At 73.3% G+C, this 18,478-nt stretch carries 15 protein-coding genes and 1 pseudogene; 9 read left to right on the forward strand and 7 right to left on the reverse strand.

Annotated features, from left to right (window positions below):
* Window positions 1–113: 113 nt before the first annotated feature.
* The 5 genes from ACIGAN_RS00635 to ACIGAN_RS00655 all read right to left on the reverse strand — a co-directional run bounded on the left by ACIGAN_RS00635 (window position 114) and on the right by ACIGAN_RS00655 (window position 4,953).
* Window positions 114–1,295, reverse strand: coding sequence for an ROK family transcriptional regulator (locus ACIGAN_RS00635; RefSeq protein WP_365093942.1), 1,182 nt, complete (start codon window positions 1,293–1,295; stop codon window positions 114–116).
* Window positions 1,296–1,574: 279 nt separating this feature from the next.
* A complete protein-coding gene (locus tag ACIGAN_RS00640; protein ID WP_365093939.1) occupies window positions 1,575–2,252 on the reverse strand; it encodes a GntR family transcriptional regulator in 678 nt (225 codons plus the stop codon).
* 169 nt (window positions 2,253–2,421) lie between these two features.
* Window positions 2,422–3,360 carry a beta-ketoacyl-ACP synthase III gene (locus ACIGAN_RS00645; RefSeq protein ID WP_365093936.1) on the reverse strand — a complete coding sequence of 313 codons (939 nt, stop codon included), beginning with the start codon at window positions 3,358–3,360 and terminating at the stop codon, window positions 2,422–2,424.
* Between the two features lie 149 nt (window positions 3,361–3,509).
* On the reverse strand, window positions 3,510–3,650 hold the full coding sequence (locus tag ACIGAN_RS00650; RefSeq protein WP_365093934.1) for an MFS transporter small subunit: 141 nt from the start codon (window positions 3,648–3,650) through the stop codon (window positions 3,510–3,512).
* Window positions 3,619–4,953, reverse strand: coding sequence for an OFA family MFS transporter (locus ACIGAN_RS00655; RefSeq protein ID WP_365741921.1), 1,335 nt, complete (start codon window positions 4,951–4,953; stop codon window positions 3,619–3,621). Before ACIGAN_RS00655 ends, ACIGAN_RS00650 begins: the two co-directional genes overlap by 32 nt.
* A gap of 196 nt (window positions 4,954–5,149) precedes the next feature.
* On the opposite strand from ACIGAN_RS00655, the gene ACIGAN_RS00660 reads away from it, so the two are divergent.
* Genes ACIGAN_RS00660 through fdhD form a run of 5 tightly spaced genes read left to right on the forward strand, consistent with a single transcriptional unit; the run spans window position 5,150 to window position 11,580 of the window.
* Window positions 5,150–6,121 carry a 2-dehydropantoate 2-reductase gene (locus ACIGAN_RS00660; protein ID WP_365741923.1) on the forward strand — a complete coding sequence of 324 codons (972 nt, stop codon included), beginning with the start codon at window positions 5,150–5,152 and terminating at the stop codon, window positions 6,119–6,121.
* Complete coding sequence (locus ACIGAN_RS00665) at window positions 6,118–8,037, forward strand: molybdopterin oxidoreductase family protein (RefSeq protein ID WP_399854300.1); 1,920 nt, start codon at window positions 6,118–6,120, stop codon at window positions 8,035–8,037. The genes ACIGAN_RS00660 and ACIGAN_RS00665 overlap by 4 nt, the downstream gene beginning before the upstream one ends.
* A gap of 6 nt (window positions 8,038–8,043) precedes the next feature.
* Window positions 8,044–9,867 (forward strand): NADH-ubiquinone oxidoreductase-F iron-sulfur binding region domain-containing protein, encoded by a 1,824-nt coding sequence (locus ACIGAN_RS00670; protein ID WP_399854301.1) that lies wholly within the window; start codon window positions 8,044–8,046, stop codon window positions 9,865–9,867.
* Window positions 9,864–10,724 (forward strand): 2Fe-2S iron-sulfur cluster-binding protein, encoded by an 861-nt coding sequence (locus ACIGAN_RS00675; RefSeq protein WP_399854302.1) that lies wholly within the window; start codon window positions 9,864–9,866, stop codon window positions 10,722–10,724. The genes ACIGAN_RS00670 and ACIGAN_RS00675 overlap by 4 nt, the downstream gene beginning before the upstream one ends.
* 7 nt (window positions 10,725–10,731) lie before the next feature.
* A complete protein-coding gene (gene fdhD, locus ACIGAN_RS00680) occupies window positions 10,732–11,580 on the forward strand; it encodes a formate dehydrogenase accessory sulfurtransferase FdhD (RefSeq protein WP_365741932.1) in 849 nt (282 codons plus the stop codon).
* A 96-nt stretch (window positions 11,581–11,676) separates the two neighbouring features.
* Here the strand turns inward: fdhD and ACIGAN_RS00685 are convergent, their stop codons facing one another.
* Window positions 11,677–12,114, reverse strand: coding sequence for a MarR family winged helix-turn-helix transcriptional regulator (locus tag ACIGAN_RS00685; RefSeq protein ID WP_365093917.1), 438 nt, complete (start codon window positions 12,112–12,114; stop codon window positions 11,677–11,679).
* A 122-nt stretch (window positions 12,115–12,236) separates the two neighbouring features.
* Between ACIGAN_RS00685 and ACIGAN_RS00690 the strand changes: the two genes are divergently transcribed.
* The 3 genes from ACIGAN_RS00690 to ACIGAN_RS00700 all read left to right on the forward strand — a co-directional run bounded on the left by ACIGAN_RS00690 (window position 12,237) and on the right by ACIGAN_RS00700 (window position 16,460).
* Complete coding sequence (locus ACIGAN_RS00690) at window positions 12,237–13,154, forward strand: zinc-binding alcohol dehydrogenase family protein (protein WP_399854303.1); 918 nt, start codon at window positions 12,237–12,239, stop codon at window positions 13,152–13,154.
* A gap of 169 nt (window positions 13,155–13,323) precedes the next feature.
* Window positions 13,324–15,207, forward strand: a complete 1,884-nt coding sequence (locus ACIGAN_RS00695; RefSeq protein ID WP_399854304.1) for an exo-alpha-sialidase — start codon at window positions 13,324–13,326, stop codon at window positions 15,205–15,207.
* A gap of 11 nt (window positions 15,208–15,218) precedes the next feature.
* Window positions 15,219–16,460, forward strand: coding sequence for a DUF4185 domain-containing protein (locus ACIGAN_RS00700; protein WP_399854305.1), 1,242 nt, complete (start codon window positions 15,219–15,221; stop codon window positions 16,458–16,460).
* Here ACIGAN_RS00700 and ACIGAN_RS00705 read toward each other — a convergent pair.
* Window positions 16,396–17,412: a bile acid:sodium symporter family protein gene (locus ACIGAN_RS00705; RefSeq protein WP_399854612.1), complete on the reverse strand. Its 1,017-nt coding sequence runs from the start codon at window positions 17,410–17,412 to the stop codon at window positions 16,396–16,398. The genes ACIGAN_RS00700 and ACIGAN_RS00705 overlap by 65 nt on opposite strands.
* A gap of 171 nt (window positions 17,413–17,583) precedes the next feature.
* Between ACIGAN_RS00705 and ACIGAN_RS00710 the strand changes: the two are divergent.
* Window positions 17,584–18,466 (forward strand): annotated as a pseudogene (locus tag ACIGAN_RS00710) (LysR substrate-binding domain-containing protein).
* The last annotated feature ends 12 nt before the right edge of the window (window positions 18,467–18,478 follow it).

The raw sequence follows: 18,478 nt of genomic DNA on the forward strand, positions 1-18,478 counted from the left end.
TCGGTACGGAGAGCGCGGTGCCGACGTGCTGGAGTGCGCTGACGTGCTGGAGTGCGCTGATGTGCCGGGGTTTCGCTGACGTGCCGGGGTTTCGCTGACGTGCTGAGGTGCGCTTAGGCGGGAGAGAACAGGTGGTCGCTGATGAGCCGGGCCGCGCCGGTGACGCCAGCGGCGGGTCCCAGTTCGCCCAGGACGATGGGCAGGTTGCCGGTCGCGAGCGGCAGCGACTGGCGGTAGACCTGGGTGCGGATGGCGGCGAGCAGGGTGTGGCCGAGTCCGGTCACCCCGCCGCCGATCACCACCAGGCCCGGGTTGAAGAAGCTGACCAGGCCGGCGATGACCTGGCCGGTGCGGTTGCCGCCCTCGCGGATCAGTTCCAGGGCGGTGGCGTCCCCGGCGGCGGCGGCCGCGGCGACGTCGACGGCGGTCAGTTCACCGCTCGTCTCCAGGCGTGACGCCAGTTCGGCCGAGAGCCCCTGCTGGGCGGCCTCCAGGGCGTCGCGGGCGAGGGCCGCCCCGCTGAAGTGGGCTTCCAGGCAGCCCCGGTTGCCGCAGGCGCAGGGGCGGCCGTCGGGGACGGCCTGGATGTGCCCGATGTCACCGGCGCTGCCCGTCGTGCCGCGGTAGACCTCACCGCCGACGACGATGCCGCAGCCGATGCCGGTGCCGATCTTGACGCAGAGGAAGTCGGCGACGGTGCGGGCGACGCCCGCGTGCTGCTCCCCCATCGCCATCAGGTTCACGTCGTTGTCGACCATGACCGGGCAGCCGAGTTCCTGGCTGAGCGCCTCCCGCACGGGGAAGCCGTCCCAGCCGGGCATGATCGGCGGTGCGACCGGCACGCCCTCGGGGAAGCGGACCGGGCCGGGGACGCCGATGCCGGCGCCGTCGAACCCCTCCGCGAGCCCGGAGGCCCTCAGCTTCGCGGCCATGGCCAGGACCTGCTCGAAGACCGCGACCGGGCCCTCGCGCACGTCCATGGGGTGGTTGATGTGCCCGAGGGTCTCCAGCTCGGCGTTGGTGACGGCGACGTCGACCGAGGTCGCGCCGATGTCGACGCCGAGGAACCGGAGTTCGGGGTTGAGCCGGATGTTGTGGGAGCGGCGGCCACCGCGCGAGGCGGCGAGTCCGTCGGCCACGACCAGCCCCGTCTCCAGCAGCCGGTCCACCTCCACGGCGAGCTTGGACCGTGAGAGGTCGACCTGGTCGCCCAGCTGGGCGCGGGAGTTGGGGCCGCCGTCGCGCAGCAGTTTGAGCAGTCGGGCCTGGTGGGCGTTTCCGGGTCGTGCGGTCATACGTCTCACGAGCCCCTCCCCGCCTCGATCGGCCTGTGCGCGCCGGTTTTCCGCCACCTCGGTGGCGTGTGCTTTCGGAGGGAACGTAGCAGCGGCTGCCGGGAGTGGGAAGAAGTCGCGCAGGAATTGCCCCCTACTTTTTCCACTCAGAGGACAAAGACGGGAGCAGGCACCCCTCCTGCCCGATGGACCGGGAGGGGCCCGGACGGTGAGAAGCGCAGGCCGGCACCTCCCCCGGGCGGTGCGCGCCGGGGGAGGTGCCGCCGGATCGGCCGGAGCCTACGAACGCGCTCGGGCGTGGTACGACCGCCGCGTGTGCTCGGTGTGTTCGCGCATCAGCTGGGTGGCCCGCTGCTCGTCGCGGGCGCTGACCGCGGCGATGAGTTCGCGGTGCTCGATCCAGGACTGGTGGCCGCGCTGCCGGGCCACCGGCGTGTAGTACCAGCGCACGCGCCGGTCCACCTGGGCGGCGAGTTCGGCCAGGACCGTGTTGCCGGCCAGCTCCATGATCTTGGCGTGGAAGCGCGCGTTCATGGCGACGGCCCCGTCCACGTCGTCGGCCTCCACGGCCTTCTCGCCCTGTGCGCACAGCGCTTCCAGGGTGGCGATGCCGGCGCTGTCGGCGTTGGCCGCGGCGAGGCGGGCCGCCTCGGCCTCCAGCAGCGTACGGACCGTGAGGAGCTGGTCGGCCTCCTCCTCCGTCGGCTCGTGCACGAACGCGCCCTGGGCGGGCCGCAGATCGACCCACCCCTCGGTGTTGAGCCGCTGCAGCGCCTCGCGCACCGGCTGCCGGGACACGCCCAGATGCCCGGCGAGTTCGCTCTCGACCAGATGCTGGCCGGGCTGCAGGGCGCGGGTGGTGATGAGTTCGAGGAGTGCCTCGTAGACGCGGTCGCGCAGCGGACCCGGGCGTTCCAGCTTGGGTACCGCCCCTTGGGGCAGGCCTGTCGACAGCATCGCGGTCCCCCTCCTCGGCAGGGCCGTGCACAGCGCGGCCGACGCCGGTGTCGCCGCAGAGTCAGTATCGATTGTCTTTCGTCTACAGTCTACGGCGCACAAGGGCCAGGGTTCCGGGGAGTTGGCCGCGTCACATCGCCCGCCTCACCCTCCGCGCGGCCGGCGGGACTCAGGGGCAGCGCACGACCTGGCCCGCGTACGAGAGGTTCCCGCCGAAGCCGAACAGCAGGACCGCGTCGCCCGTGGTGATCGCGCCGCGCTCGACCAGCTTGGAGAAGGCCAGCGGGATGCTCGCGGCCGAGGTGTTGCCGGACTCGGTGACATCGCGGGCGACGACGGCGTTGACGGCGCCGATCTTCTCGGCGAGGGGTTCGATGATGCGCAGGTTCGCCTGGTGCAGTACGACCCCGGCGAGGTCGGCGGGCTCCAGCCCGGCGCGCTCGCACGCCCGGCGCGCGATGGGCGGCAGCTGTGTGGTCGCCCAGCGGTAGACGCTCTGCCCCTCCTGCGCGAAGCGCGGCGGGGTGCCCTCGATCCGTACCGCGTGGCCCATCTCGGGCACCGAGCCCCACAGCACGGGCCCGATGGCCGGTTCGTCCGCGGCCTCCACCACCGCGGCCCCGGCCCCGTCCCCGACGAGTACGCACGTGGTGCGGTCGCTCCAGTCGGTCACCTCGGACATCTTGTCGGCCCCGATGACCAGCGCCCGGCGGGAGCCCCCGGCGCGGACGGCGTGGTCGGCGGTGGCCAGGGCGTGGGTGAAGCCGGCGCACACCACGTTGAGGTCCATGGTGGCGGCCTGCGGGACGCCGAGCCGGGCGGCGACCCGGGCGGCCATGTTGGGCGAGCGGTCGACGGCGGTGGAGGTGGCGACCAGCACCAGGTCGATGTCGGCCGGGGCCAGTCCGGCCGCCGCCAGGGCCTTGGCGGCGGCGTGCGCGCCCAGCTCGTCGACCGGCTCGTCCGGGCCCGCGATGTGGCGGGTGCGGATGCCCACCCGGCTCCTGATCCACTCGTCAGTGGTGTCCACCAGGCCCGCCAGGTCCTCGTTGGTGAGCACCTTGGCGGGCTGGTAGTGGCCGACGGCGGCGATGCGCGAGCCGTTCATTGGGTGGGTCCCCCTCGTCTCCTTGGGCAGCGGATCCACCAGTCTGATCAGTGACTCGCGGGTACGACGGCAGCCGAGGCGACAGGAATCGGGCGCCCTGGTTGTCAGCTTCCGTCAGGAGTGCGGACACCCGGACACCTGTCGAACGGCTACCCGGTGAACAGCTGCGTCGCCTTGCGGACCAGCTCGTACAGCCCGTAGGCGAGCGGGACGCCCACCCACACCCAGGCCAGGGCGATCAGCCACCGCCGGTCGGCGCTAGGCGGGCTCTGACTGCTGTCGCTCGGCATGAGCGGCCTCCCTCGGGGCGGGGACGTGGTGGCGGGGGGCGACGGGTCGGACGAGTTCGTTGGCGACGAAGCCGACGACGAGCAGGCCGATCATGATGACGAACGACAGGCCGTACAGCGACGCGCCATGCCGGCCGGCCTCCTCCTGCCGGTCGGCGATCCAGTTGACGATGAGCGGCCCGAGCACCCCGGCCGTGGACCAGGCGGTGAGCAGCCGCCCGTGGATGGCCCCGACCTGGTAGGTGCCGAAGAGGTCCTTCAGGTACGCCGGGATCGTCGCGAAGCCGCCCCCGTAGAAGGAGAGGATGACCAGCGCGCACAGCACGAACAAGGGCTTGGAGGAGTCGCCGAACAGGGCGATCAGGGTGTACATCAGCGCGCCGGCTCCGAGGTAGACGCGGTAGATGTTCTTGCGGCCGATGAGGTCGGAGGTCGAGGACCAGCCGATGCGCCCGGCCATGTTCGCCGCCGAGAGCAGCGCGACGAAACCGGCGGCGGCCGTCGCCGACACCGGTGTGGAGGTGTCCGCGAAGAAGTCGGTGATCATCGGCGCGGCCTTCTCCAGGATGCCGATGCCGGCGGTGACGTTCATGCAGAGCACGATCCACAGGAACCAGAACTGGGGGGTGCGGATGGCCCGGTTCGCCGACACCTGCGGTCCGGCGGGGGCCGGCCGCGCGCTGACTCCCGCCTGCGGGGCGTCGCGCGGGACCCGGACCAGCAGCACGCCCAGCAGCATGAAGACCGCGTACGACAGCCCGTGGACGAGGAAGGCCAGCGCGATGCCGGAGCTGTCGGAGCCGAACGACTCCAGCATCTGGGCGCTCCACGGCGAGGCGATGAGCGCGCCGCCGCCGAAGCCCATGATGGCGATGCCGGTGGCCATGCCGGGCCGGTCCGGGAACCACTTGATGAGGGTGGAGACCGGGGAGATGTAGCCGATGCCGAGGCCGATGCCGCCGACGAAGCCGTAGCCGAGGACGATCAGCCAGTACTGCTCCAGGGACGCGCCCAGCGCGGAGAGCAGGAAGCCGGAGGAGAAGCAGATCAGCGCGACGGTCATCGCCCAGCGCGGGCCGTTGCGCTCCACGAGCGTGCCGCCGAACGCGGCGGACAGGCCCAGCATGACGATGCCCAGCTGGAAGGGCAGCGCGCTCTGGGTGCCGCTGAGCCCGAGCGCGGACTCCAGGGGCGGCTTGAACACGCTCCAGGCGTAGGCCTGGCCGATGGAGAGGTGTACGGAGAGAGCGGCGGGCGGGACGAGCCAGCGGCTCCAGCCCACGGGCGCGACGGGGGGACTCATGAACCCCGGACGGTAAGGATCCGCGGGCCGGTTGAGAAGGCGGCGCGTCGACCGTATGCGGTGAGCGGTATGCGGTCTGCGCCGAACGGTCGGTGCGCGGACCCTTGCCGCCCCAACCTCCATACTGTAGACAATATTTCGTCGACAGAGCCTCGGCAGTTCCTCGGTACCCTCGACCGAACGGAGCTCCCTCGTTATGAAAGTCGCAGTTCTCGGCGCCGGTGCCATCGGCGCCTACGTCGGCGCCGCGCTCCACCGCGCGGGCGCCGATGTGCATCTCATCGCCCGTGGACCGCACTTGGCGGCCATGAGGCGGCACGGAGTCCGGGTGCGCAGCCCGCGCGGCGACTTCACCGCGCACCCGCACGCGACCGACGACCCGGCCGAAGTGGGCCCGGCCGACTACGTGTTCCTGGGTCTGAAAGCCAACGCGTACGCGGCGTGCGGGCCGCTGATCGCGCCACTGCTGCACGGCACCACGGCCGTCGTGGCGGCCCAGAACGGCATCCCCTGGTGGTACTTCCACCGCCACGGCGGCCCCTTCGACGGCCACCGGATCGAGAGCGTGGACCCGGGCGGCGCGGTCAGTGCGGTGCTCGCGCCCGAGCGGGCCGTCGGATGCGTGGTCTACGCCGCGACCGAACTCGAAGGGCCGGGCGTCGTCCGGCACTTGGAAGGCACCCGGTTCTCCATCGGCGAGCCCGACCGCAGCCGTTCGGCGCGCTGTCTGCGCTTCGGCGCGGCCATGCAGGCCGGTGGCCTGAAGTGCCCGGTCGAGCCGGACCTGCGCAACGACATCTGGCTCAAGCTGCTCGGCAACATCTCCTTCAACCCGATCAGCGCGCTCGCCCGCGCCACCATGCGGCAGATGTGCCTGCACGGCGGGACGCGCCGGGTCATCGAGATCATGATGACCGAGACCCTCGCCGTCGCCGAGGCCCTGGGCTGCGACGTCGGGGTGTCCATCGAGCGCCGGCTGGCGGGCGCCGAGCGCGTCGGCGACCACCGCACCTCCACGCTCCAGGACCTGGAGCGCGGCAAGCCGCTCGAACTCGACGTGCTGCTCGCGGCCGTCGTGGAGCTGGCGGAGATCACCGGCGTGGACGTGCCCACCCTGCGCACCGTGCACGCCATCTCGGACCTGCTCGCCCTGAGGAGCGCCGCATGAGGAAACGCCGGCCGAAGACGTACACCCGGCTCACGCACCCGCTGGTCAGGGACTCGCGTGACGAGCCCTTCCGACGGGCGAGCTGGGAGGAGGCCCTGGACCGTGCCGCCCGGGGCCTGGACCGCAACAGGGGGGCGTTCGGCATGTTCTCCTGCGCCCGCGCCACCAACGAAATGAACTACGTGGCGCAGAAGTTCGCCCGGGTCGTCATGGGCACCAACAACGTCGACTCCTGCAACCGCACCTGCCACGCCCCGAGCGTGGCCGGCCTGTCGGCGGCGTTCGGCTCGGGCGGCGGCACCTCGTCGTACGAGGAGATCGAGCACACCGACGTCATCGTGATGTGGGGATCCAACGCCCGCTTCGCGCACCCGATCTTCTTCCAGCACGTGCTGAAGGGCATCCGGAACGGGGCGCGGATGTACGCGGTCGATCCGCGCCGCACCTCCACCGCCGAGTGGGCCGAGAGCTGGCTGGGCCTGAACGTCGGCACGGACATCCCGATGGCGCACGCGATCGGCCGCGAGATCATCCGCGCGGGGCTGGCCAACGAGGCGTTCATCGAGCGGGCGACCACCGGCTTCGAGGAGTACCGGGCCCTGGTCGAGCCGTGGACGCTGTCGCTCGCCGAGAAGGTGACCGGCGTCCCGGCGGCGGCCATCAGGGAGCTGGCGCACGCCTACGCCCGGGCCGAGCGCGCCCAGTTGTGCTGGACCCTCGGCATCACCGAGCACCACAACGGCACCGACAACGTGCGTGCCCTGATCAACCTGTCCCTGCTCACCGGGCACGTCGGCCGCTGGGGCTCGGGCCTGCAGCCGCTGCGCGGGCAGAACAACGTGCAGGGCGGCGGCGACATGGGCGCGATCCCCAACCGCCTGCCGGGCTTCCAGGACATCCTCAACCCGGACACCCGGCTGAAGTTCGAGTCGGCCTGGGACACCGTCATCCAGCCGCACTACGGCCTGAACCTCACGGAGATGTTCGAGGCGATGGAGGACGGCACCCTCAAGGCCGTCTACTGCATCGGTGAGAACCCGGCCCAGTCCGAGGCCGACAGCGAGCAGGCCGTGCGACGGCTGCAGGCGCTCGACTTCCTGGTCGTGCAGGACATCTTCCTGACGAAGACGGCCGAGCTGGCGGACGTCGTCCTGCCCGCCACGGCCGGCTGGGCGGAGACCGAGGGCACCACCACCAACAGCGAACGCCGGGTCCAGCGCGTGCGCCGGGCCGTCACCCCGCCCGGCGAGGCCCGCGAGGACATCGACATCCTCTGCGACCTCGCCGCCCGCCTCGGCCACGACTGGAAGTACGCCGACGCCGAGACCGTGTGGAACGAGCTGCGCTCGGTCTCCCCCGACCACTACGGCATGACGTACGCGCGCCTGGAGGAGCACCAGGGCATCCAGTGGCCCTGCCCCAGCACCGACGGGCTGGAACCGACCTATCTGCACGGCCGGTTGTGGGACCCCGACCCCGCCCGGCGCGGGCGGCTCGCGCCGTTCGGGATCGTGCAGCACGACCCGCCGGTGGACCTCACCGACGAGCGCTACCCGATCCGGCTCACCACAGGGCGGCGGCTCGACTCGTACAACACCGGGGTGCAGAGCGGTGGTTACGCCTCGCCGCTGCGCCGCGGCGAGTACATCGAGCTGTCCCCCGAGGACGCGGAGCGCTACGGGGTCGTGGTCGGTGAGCGGGTGCGGGTGACCTCGCGGCGCGGGTCGGTGACCGCGCCGGTGTGGGTCGATCCCGCGCTGCGGCCCGGGCTCGCCTTCATGACCATGCACTTCCCGGACGAGGTGGACACCAACGCGCTGACGATCGAGGCGAACTGCCCGATCGCCGGGACGGCGGAGTTCAAGGCGTCGGCGATCCGGATCGAGAAGCTGCCCATCGCGACCATCGTGGGGTGACGCACCGTGGACCTGCACTTCGGCGACAGCAAACCGACGGACGAGGAACGGGCGGCCGTGGACGCCCTGCTCGGGCCCCCGGAGTCCTCCTGGGAGGGCGCCGACCGTTCCGACGCGGACCTGCGGTGGGCCCGGGGCGGACGTGAGGCCCGGGACCGCCGCGACCTGCTGCTGCCGGGGCTGCACGCCCTCAACGACCGGGTCGGCTGGATCAGCGACGGGGCCCTGGACTACCTGTGCCGGCGGCTGACGGTGCCCCCGGCCGAGGCGTACGGGGTCGCCACCTTCTACGCGATGTTCTCCGTCACCCCGCGCCCGGCGACCGTGCTGCACGTGTGCACGGACCTGGCGTGCGCGGCGGCCGGGGCGCCCGGGCTGTGCGCGGGGATCGAGGAGCGGCTGGGCCCCGGCAGCGGGGTGAGCGTGCAGCGCAGCCCGTGCCTGGGCCTGTGCGAACGCGCCCCGGCGGCGCTGGCGATCAGGGCCGGTGACCCGGTGCGCACGGCGGTGTCGGCGCCGGCGACCGTGCGCGACGCCGTCCTCGCCGCGAGCGCGCCGGACTCGGCGCCGCAGGAGCCCCCGGCCGCGCTGGCGGTGCCGCAGGCCGGGCAGGCCGGCCTGATGCTGCTGCACCGCGTCGGCGTGGTCGATCCGGCGTCGCTCGACGACTACCGCGCCCACGGCGGTTACGCGGCCCTGCGCCGGGCCTTCGAGCTGGGCCCTGCGGGCGTCATCCGCGAGGTCACCGACTCGGGCCTGGTCGGGCGGGGCGGGGCCGCCTTCCCCACCGGCCGCAAGTGGCAGGCCACGGCGTCCCAGCCGGACCGCCCGCACTACCTGGTCTGCAACGCCGACGAGTCCGAGCCCGGCACCTTCAAGGACCGGGTCCTGATGGAGGGCGACCCGTACGCGCTGATCGAGGCGATGACGATCGCCGGGTACGCCACCGGCGCCCACCGGGGCTACCTGTACCTGCGCGGCGAGTATCCGCGCGCCCTGCGCCGCCTGGAGCACGCGATCGGCCAGGCGCGCGCCCGGGGCCTGCTCGGCGACGACGTCCTCGGTCAGGGGTACGCCTTCGACATCGAAATCCGGCGCGGCGCGGGCGCCTACATCTGCGGCGAGGAGACGGCCCTGTTCAACTCCGTCGAGGGCTACCGGGGCGAGCCCCGCTCGAAGCCCCCGTTCCCGGTGGAGAAGGGCCTGTTCGGCAAGCCGACGGTGGAGAACAACGTCGAGACGCTGGTCAACGTGCTGCCGATCCTGACCCTGGGCGCCCCGGCGTACGCGGCGATCGGCACGGAGCGCTCCACCGGGCCCAAGCTGTTCTGCGTGTCCGGGAGCGTGGCACGGCCCGGTGTCTACGAGCTGTCGTTCGGCGCCACGCTGGGCGAGCTGCTCGCGCTGGCCGGGGTGCGGGACGGGCTGCGGGCGGTGCTGCTCGGCGGGGCGGCGGGCGGTTTCGTCCGGGCCGACGAGCTGGACATCCCGCTCACCTTCGAGGGCACGCGCGAGGCCGGCACGACCCTGGGCTCGGGCGTCGTGATGGCCTTCGACGACAGCGTGCCCCTGCCCCGGCTGCTGCTGCGCATCGCCGAGTTCTTCCGCGACGAGTCGTGCGGGCAGTGCGTGCCCTGCCGGGTCGGGACCGTGCGCCAGGAGGAGGCGCTGCACCGGATCGCGGAGCGCACGGGAGCCGCCGCTGCGGGCGACATCGCCCTGCTCAGGGAGGTCGGCCGTGCGATGCGGGACGCCTCCATCTGCGGCTTGGGGCAGACCGCGTGGAACGCCGTGGAATCCGCCATCGACCGTCTGGGGGCGTACGAATGACCGTCACACCGCTGGGGATCCCGCGCCGGCTGCTGGAGTTCACCCTCGACGGCGCACCCGCCCGGGTGCCCGAGGGCTCGACGATCCTCGACGCCTGCCGGGCGGCGGGCAAGGACATCCCCACCCTGTGCGAGGGCGACACGCTGCGCCCGAAGAACGCCTGCCGGGTCTGTGTCGTCGAGGTCGAGGGGGCGCGCACCCTGGCCCCGGCCTGCTCGCGCAAGGCCGAGCCGGGCATGGAGGTCCGCACGGACACCGAGCGGGCCCGGCACAGCCGGAAGGTCGTCCTGGAGCTGCTGGCGTCCTCCGTCGACCTGTCGACCACGCCCCGGGTCGCCGGGTGGCTCAAGGAGTACGAGGCGAAGCCGGACCGCTTCGGCCCGGACGCGGCCCGGCTCGGCGAGGAGCCCCGGGTCGACAACGACCTCTACGTGCGGGACTACGACAAGTGCATCCTCTGCTACAAGTGCGTCGACGCCTGCGGCGACCAGTGGCAGAACACCTTCGCGATCTCGGTCGCCGGGCGCGGTTTCGACGCGCGGATCGCCGTCGAGCACGACGCGCCGCTGACCGACTCGGCGTGCGTGTACTGCGGCAACTGCATCGAGGTGTGCCCCACGGGCGCGCTGTCGTTCAAGTCCGAGTTCGACATGCGCGCGGCGGGTACCTGGGACGAATCCAGACAGACGGAGACGACCACGGTGTGCGCGTACTGCGGAGTGGGCTGCAACCTGACGCTGCACGTGCAGGACAATGAGATCGTCAAGGTCACCTCGCCGCACGACAACCCGGTGACCCACGGCAATCTCTGCATCAAGGGCCGCTTCGGCTACCAGCACGTACAGAACCGGGACTGATCAGGACATGGGACGAGTCACGGAACGACGCAAGGTGCTCCGCATCCGGGACGGGGCGGTCTCCAGCCGTCCCGACACGCTCGTCGCCGAGGAGCCACTGGAGATCCGGCTGAACGGCAAGCCCCTGGCGATCACCATGCGCACCCCGGGCGACGACTTCGCGCTGGCGGCGGGCTTCCTGGTGAGCGAGGGCGTGCTGGGCGGGCAGCGGGACCTGCGGAACATCGTCTACTGCGCCGGGGCCACGGCCGACGGTTCGAACACGTACAACGTGGTCGACGTGCAGACGGCCCCGGACGTGGTGATCCCCGACATCACCCTGGAGCGCAACGTCTACACGACGTCCTCCTGCGGCCTGTGCGGCAAGGCGTCGCTGGACGCGGTGCGCACCACGGCCCGCTGGCCCATCGCCGACACCCCGCCGGTCCGGGTCACCCCCGAGCTGCTGGCGAGCCTGCCGGACCGGCTGCGCGCCGCCCAGCGGGTCTTCGACCGGACGGGCGGCCTGCACGCGGCGGCCCTGTTCTCCGAGGACGGCGAACTGCTCGACGTGCGGGAGGACGTGGGCCGGCACAACGCGGTCGACAAACTGGTCGGCCGCGCCCTGCAGAGCGGGGGGCTGCCGCTGTCGCGGGCGGTCCTGCTCGTGTCGGGCCGGGCCTCCTTCGAACTGGCGCAGAAGGCCGTGATGGCCGGCATCCCGGTGCTGGCGGCGGTGTCGGCCCCGTCCTCGCTGGCGGTGGACCTGGCCGCCGAGACGGGCCTGACGCTGGTGGGCTTCCTGCGGGGCGCCTCCATGAACGTGTACGCGGGTGAGGACCGGATCGCTGTGCGGGCCGCGGCCGCCCAGGGCTGAGCAGGTTCGCCCCGCTGCACGGGCGGGGCCCCGACCGGCGGGGAGCGCCCCCTGCGCCGCAGGGGCCCCGTCTCGGCCTTCCGGCCGCGCGGCCCGTCAGTCCCCCGTGCCGGATATCCGCCGCAGCATCCCGGTGAACTGCTCCCGCTCCGCCGCCGACAGCGGGGCGAGCAGCTCGTCGTTGGCGGCCCGCGCCGCCTTCTCGCACCGCTCGAGCAGGCGGGCTCCCCGTGCGGTGAGGGACACCGCGTTCTTGCGGCGGTCGCGCGGATCGGGCTCGCGCACCGCGAGGCCGGCCGCCTGGAGGTCGTCGAGGACGCCGACCAGGTCCTTGGGGTCGAGCCGCACCGCGCGGCCGAGGTCGGCCTGGGCGACGGGCGCGAGGTCGCGGACGGCCGACAGCACCACGTGGTGCCACATCCGCAGGTCCAGTTCGGCCAGGGCCTCGGCCACCAGGGCCCGGCCCCGGGCGGCGGCGCGGCCGAGCAGCCAGCTGGGCAGGGAGCGGATCGCGAGGAGGGGAGCTTCCGACATGGGCGCAGCCTAGCCAAGAAATCGTTGGTTCTTCCTATGATCCTCCTATACCGTTGGGCGTCCCAACGAATCCGTCGGGATGCCCCACGACCCGCGGGACGACCCGCGATCCCGGAGGTGCGATGCGCCGCGTCCGCTACGAATCCCGAGGCGGCCCCCTGTTCGTCGAGGTGGCCCCGGTCCCCGAGCCGGGCCCCGGAGAGCTGCTCGTGCGCACGGAGGCGATCGGCGTGACACTCCCGGTCGTCCGGAAGGTCACGGAGGCGGCCGAGCCGGTCCCGCTCGGCGGTGAGATCGCCGGGGAGGTCACGGCCGTCGGCGAGGGCGTCAGCCGCTTCTCCACCGGCGACCGGGTGACCGGACTCTGCTTCGGCCACGGCTACGCCGACTTCGCGCTCCTGCACGAGGCGATGGCCTCCCCGGTCCCGCGCGACGCCGGGGCCGTCACCGCGGTCGCCCTGGTGCGCAGCGGCCTCGTCGCGCTCGGCGCCCTGGAGGCGGCGCGCCCGGAGCCGGGCGAAGCGGCCCTGGTCACGGCGGCGGCCGGCGGGGTCGGCCACCTGGCGGTGCAACTGGCCAGGACACGCGGCGCGGGGCGGGTCGTGGGCGCCGTCTCGGACCCGGCCAAGGCCTCTTTCGTCCGGGGCCTGGGCGCCGACCACGTCATCACCTACGGCGACGACAGCTGGGGCACGCCCGTCGACTACGCCCTGGACGCCGTCGGCGGCGAGGTGCTCGCCCCGGCCCTCGCCGCGCTCGCCCCGGAGGGACGGCTGGTGGCGTACAGCTCGGGCGGCGGCACCGTCCGGGCCTACGACCTGCTCGTGGGCGCCAAGTCGGTCATCGGCTTCCAGGTGGCCCGGATCACCCGCGGGAGGCCGGAAGTGTACGAGCAGTGGCGCGAGGAGCTGTGGCGGCTGTTCGCGGCCGGTGAGCTCCGGCCGGCCGTGCACGGCGAGTTCGCCCTGGCGGACGCGGCGAAGGCGCACGGGGAGATCGAGGCGCGGTCCAACCTCGGCAAGGTCGTCCTGATCCCCTGACGCACGGCGCCCGATCCCCTGGCGCACGGTGCTTGTGGGGGTCCGGGAAGCCAAGTACCGTCTGTGACCCCACCCAGGACATGGGATGTCCGGATGTCCGGATGAACTGACCTTGCATGCCCGTGCCCCGGTGGTCCAGCCGACAGACGCATGAAGGGCAGGCCGCACCATGCCGTCAAGTCTTCGCACCCGTCTGAGATCCGCCCCGACCGCCACCCTGACCGCCGCCGCGGCCGCCGCGGCGCTGCTCGCGGCCCCCGCACCGGCCGGGGCCCAACCCCCCACGGCGGCACCGGAGTTCGAGCAGCAGGTCCTCTTCAAGGCCGCCCAGGACCCCGGTTACGCCTGCTTCCGGATCCCGGCGATCGTGCGCACCACCAGCGGCACACTGCTCGCCTTCGCCGAGGGCCGCGTCCTCAACTGCGGGGACGCCGCCGACATCGACATCGTCCTCAAGCGCTCCACCGACGGCGGCCGCACCTGGGGCCCGCTCCAGGTCGTCAACGAGGGCGCCGGCGACACGCACGGCAACCCCGCGCCCCTGGTGGACCGCCGCACCGGCCGCGTCCTGCTGGCCGAGACGTACAACACCGGCCGCACGGACGCCGGGAACTGCTCGATCCCCTGCGACCGCACCCCGCACCTGCAGTACAGCGACGACGACGGCCGGACCTGGTCGCGACCGCGCGACCTGAGCGACCAGATCCTGCCCGGAGACTGGAACTCCTGGTACGCCACCGGCCCCGTGCACGGCATCCAGCTGACCCGCGGCGAGCACGCCGGGCGGCTGGTGTTCGGCGTCAACACCGAGACGTGGAACGGCAGTCGCGTCTCGGCGAACCACGCGGCGCTCGTCGTCAGCGACGACGGCGGCGACCACTGGCGGATCGGTGCCACCGACACCTGGCCCATAGAGGAGGACGGCACCTTCCGGCAGAAGCCGTCCGAGGTGACGCTCACCGAGCGCGCCGACGGCGCCCTCCTCGTCAGCGGCCGGGAGCAGGACGGCACCGACCTCGGCCACCGCGCCCAGACCGTCAGCACCGACGGCGGCGACAGTTTCGCCACGCCCTTCCGCGCCCTGCCGGACTTCTACACGCCGCAGGTGCAGGGCGCGACGCTGCGCCTCGGCGACCGCATGCTGCTGTCGGCCCCGGCCGATCCCGACCGGCGCCGCACGATGACGGTCCGCTCCTCCTACGACGGCGGGCGCACCTGGGAGAGCGTGGACCGGGGCACGGTCGTCACCACCGACTGGTCCGGCTACTCCGACATGGCGGCGGTCGACGGCTCGACCGTGGGCCTGCTCTACGAGGGCGGCGCGGCCGACGCCCGGGACGAGATCCGCTTCGCGCGCTTCACCGAGGACTGGCTGAAGCCCCGCCGGGGCGCCGACCCGACCACCCGGGACGCGGCGGCGGGCGCCGAGCCGGCGGCCGTTCTCGGCGGAGCCGCGCGCACGGCGGGAGTGCGCGGCAGCGCGATGTCCTTCGACGGCACCGACGACGCCGTACGCCTGCCGTACCGCTCCCGGCTGCCGCTCGGCGAGGGTGACTTCACGGCCTCCCTGTTCTTCCGCTACACCGCCACGGCCGGGGAGCAGCCCTTCTTGTGGATGGGCGGCATCGGCGGCACCCAGCCGCAGGTCTGGCTGCGCGGCGAGCCGGCGAGCGACCGGGTCCGGGCGCTGATCACCACCCGCTCGGGCGCGGCGACCGTCCGCACGGCCTCGGTATGGAGCGACGGCGCCCGCAACGACGGCCGCTGGCACCACCTGGCGCTGCGCCGCGGCGGCGGGCGGCTGACGCTCCTCCTGGACGGCGAGGCGGTCAGCACCCCGGACGTGGCGGGCTCGGTCAGCCGCAACTCCCCCTTCGGGGTGCACATCGGGCAGCGCATGGACAGCAGGGCGTACCTCACCGGGGCGGTCGACGACGTCCGCGTGTGGAACCGTGCCCTGTCCGACCGGGAGCTGGCCTCCGGCGCCTCGGGCGCGGCCGCGCGGGGCACGGTGGCCTGGCTCCCCATGGACCAGGTGAGCGGCAGCAACTAACGTCACGGGGCGTGCCCGACGACGCATACGCAGCACGAGCACGACAGCGCGCGGGAACCGGGATCGGCCTGCTGCTGGTCCTGGTTCTCGGGGCCGCGCTGCTCATCGCCCGGCCGGGCGACGAGGACGCGCGGCCCGACGGCGGTGCCTGCCGGGCGCGCACGGTCGGTTCCTGGCAGCCGGACGAGCGCCTCACCGGCGAGTTCACCCGCTACGGCGACGACGCCTCCCGCACCGACGACTGGACCGGCGGCGACGGCACCCACTCGGTGCGGCTGCCGGACGGCCGCGTGCTGTGGCTGTTCTCGGACACCTACCTGGGCCCGGTGTACGGCCCGCCCAACCCGCACGGCGAGTCCTACGCCTGGCGGGACGCCACCGCACCGCTGGTGCGCAACTCGGCCGTGCTGATGCGCGACGGCCGGCTCGAATCCACGCTCCCCGCCCCGCTCTTCGCCGACCCGGCACCGAACCAGTGGCGCTGGCCGGTCGCGGCCCGCGTCGAGCCCCGCTCCCCCGGCTCCGCCGAGCAGGTCGTCCGCGTCCTGCTGTGGGTCCGCACGGCCGGCCCCGCCCCCTGGATCTACGGCGTGCCCACCGCGACCGAGGTCGCCACGCTGTCCCTGCCCGGTCTGCGCCTGGAGTCGGTCGCGAAGGTCCTCGACGAGCAGCTGGTCCCCGACCCGTCCCGGCGCGTGCTGTTCGGCACCACGCTGGTGGCCGAGGACGGCTGGACGTACGTCTTCGGCGGGGACGACGGCCGGGCCGTGTCCCGCCCGGCGTCGCACGCCTACGCGGCCCGGGTGCCGGAGGGCAGGCTGGCCGATCCGGCCGCCTGGCAGTACTGGGACGGCTCGGACTGGACGGCCGGCGCCCGACCCCGGGCGGTGCTCGGGGACGGGCGGCGCCGGGGGGTGGGCAGCGCCTTCTCGGTGGTCCGCGACGACGGCGCCTACCTGCTGTTCACCATGGCCACCGGCACCAGGGGCCTGACCGCCGTGGCCGTGTACTGGGCGTGCTCCCCGCAGGGGCCGTGGCACGGGCCGGTGAGGGAGTTCAGCCCGGAGCTGCCGCCGGGCCAGGTCGCCGCCTACAACCCGCAGGCTCACCCGGTGCTGAGCGGGGAGGGACGGCTCGTGCTGAGTTACGACGTCAACTGGCTGGAGACGGCCGGCGCGGCGGCTCAGCTCAGCCGGAACGTGTCCCTGTACCGACCGCGGTTCGTGATCCTGCGGCCGGCTCCGGCGCGCTGACGCCGGTGGCCCCGGGGTCGCGGGAGCGGCGCTTGGCGATCACCGCGCAGACCATCAGCTGCATCTGGTGGAAGAGCATCAGCGGCAGCACGGCCAGCGAGGCGTGCACGCCGAACAGGACGCTCGCCATGGGCAGTCCGGCGGCCAGGGACTTCTTCGAGCCGGCGAACTGGAGCGTGATGCGGTCCTCCCGGCCGAAGCCCAGCGCCTTCCCGCCGTACCAGGTCAGCAGCAGCATCACGGCGAGGATCACGGCCTCGACGGCCAGCAGCCCGCCCAGCCTGAGCGGGCTGACCTGGTGCCAGATGCCCTGCACCATGCCCTGGCTGAACGCCGTGTAGACGACGAGCAGGATCGAGCCGCGGTCCACCAGGCCGAGGACCTTCTTGTGGCGGGTGACGAAACCGCCGATCCAGCGGCGCAGCAGCTGTCCGGCGAGGAACGGCACGAGCAGCTGCAGCACGATCCGCACCAGCGAGTCGGCGGAGAAGCCGCCGCCGCTGCCGCCCAGCAGGGAGGCGGCGAGCAGCGGGGTGGCGATGATGCCGACGAGGGAGGAGAAGGAGCCCGCGCAGATCGCGGCGGGCACGTTGCCGCGGGCCATCGAGGTGAAGGCGATCGAGGACTGCACGGTCGACGGGACGAGCGTGAGGAAGAGCAGCCCTTGGTAGAGGGGATGCGTCAGGATCACCGGTACCAGCCCGCGGGCCGCCAGGCCGAGCAGCGGGAAGACGGCGAAGGTGCAGGCCAGGACCGTGACGTGGAGCCGCCAGTGGCGCAGTCCGTCCAGCGCCTCGCGGGTGGAGAGCCGGGCCCCGTACAGGAAGAACAGCAGGGCGATCGCCGCCGTGGAGGCGCCGGAGGCCACCTCCGCGGTGGTCCCCCGCGCCGGGAGCAGCGCGGCGAGGCCCACCGTCGCCAGCAGGAGGAGGATGTACGGGTCGATCGGCATCCGGCGCGGCCGGCGCAGGCGTTTCACGAGGCTCCACTCACTCGGTACGGACGGGACGGGCGGACCCGGCAAGGCCGGGACGTCCCCCTTCCATCCTGCTCCCCCGCCCGGCGATCGGGAATCCCGTACACCGCTCTGACTGTCATCACGTGGCGAGATAAGCTCGGTCGCGTGTACGACCCCTCGCATCTGCGGACCTTCCTGTCGGTGGCGCAGACCCTGAGCTTCACGCAGGCCGCGCGACGGCTCGGACTGCGGCAGTCGACGGTGAGCCAGCACGTGCGGCGGCTGGAGGACGCGACCGGGCGGACGCTGTTCAGCCGGGACACCCACTCCGTGGAGCTGACCGAGGACGGCGAGGCCATGCTCGGTTTCGCCCGCCGGATCCTGGAGGTGCACGAGCAGGCGGCGGCGTTCTTCACCGGCACCCGGCTGCGCGGCCGGCTGCGCTTCGGCGCCCTCGGAGGACTTCGTGCTGACCCGGCTGCCGGAGATCCTGGAGGGCTTCCGGCACGAGCACCCGGAGGTCGACCTGGAGCTGACGGTGGAGCTGTCGGGGACGCTGCACGAGCAGCTGGCCGCCGGGCAGCTCGACCTCGTCCTCGCCAAGCGGCGGCCCGAGGACCCGCGCGGTGAGCTGGTCCGGCACGACCGGCTGGTGTGGATCGGCGCCGAGCGCCTCCGGCTGGACCCGGAGCGCCCGGTGCCGCTGATCGTCTACCCGCCGCCGGGCATCACCCGCGCGCTCGCCCTGGAGGCGCTGGAGCGGCAGGGCCGCGCGTGGCGGGTGGTGTGCACGAGCGGCAGCCTCAGCGGCCTCGTCGCGGCGGCGCGGGCGGGGCTGGGCGTGATGGCGCACTCCCGCGGCCTGATCCCGCCGGGACTGGTCCGGGTCCCGGACCGGGCGGGGCTGCCGGAGCTGGGGCAGGTCGACTTCGTCGTGGTGCACGGCCACCGCCGGCCCTCCGCGCAGGGGGCGGCGGACGCCCTGGCGGCGGCGCTGCTGTCCGGCGGGGACCGGCTGCGCGGCACCGCCCGCAAGGGGGTCCTGTAGGCAATCGGAGTG

This window comes from Streptomyces sp. NPDC085931, assembly GCF_044540565.1.
In the GTDB taxonomy this organism is placed as follows: Bacteria; Actinomycetota; Actinomycetes; order Streptomycetales; family Streptomycetaceae; genus Streptomyces.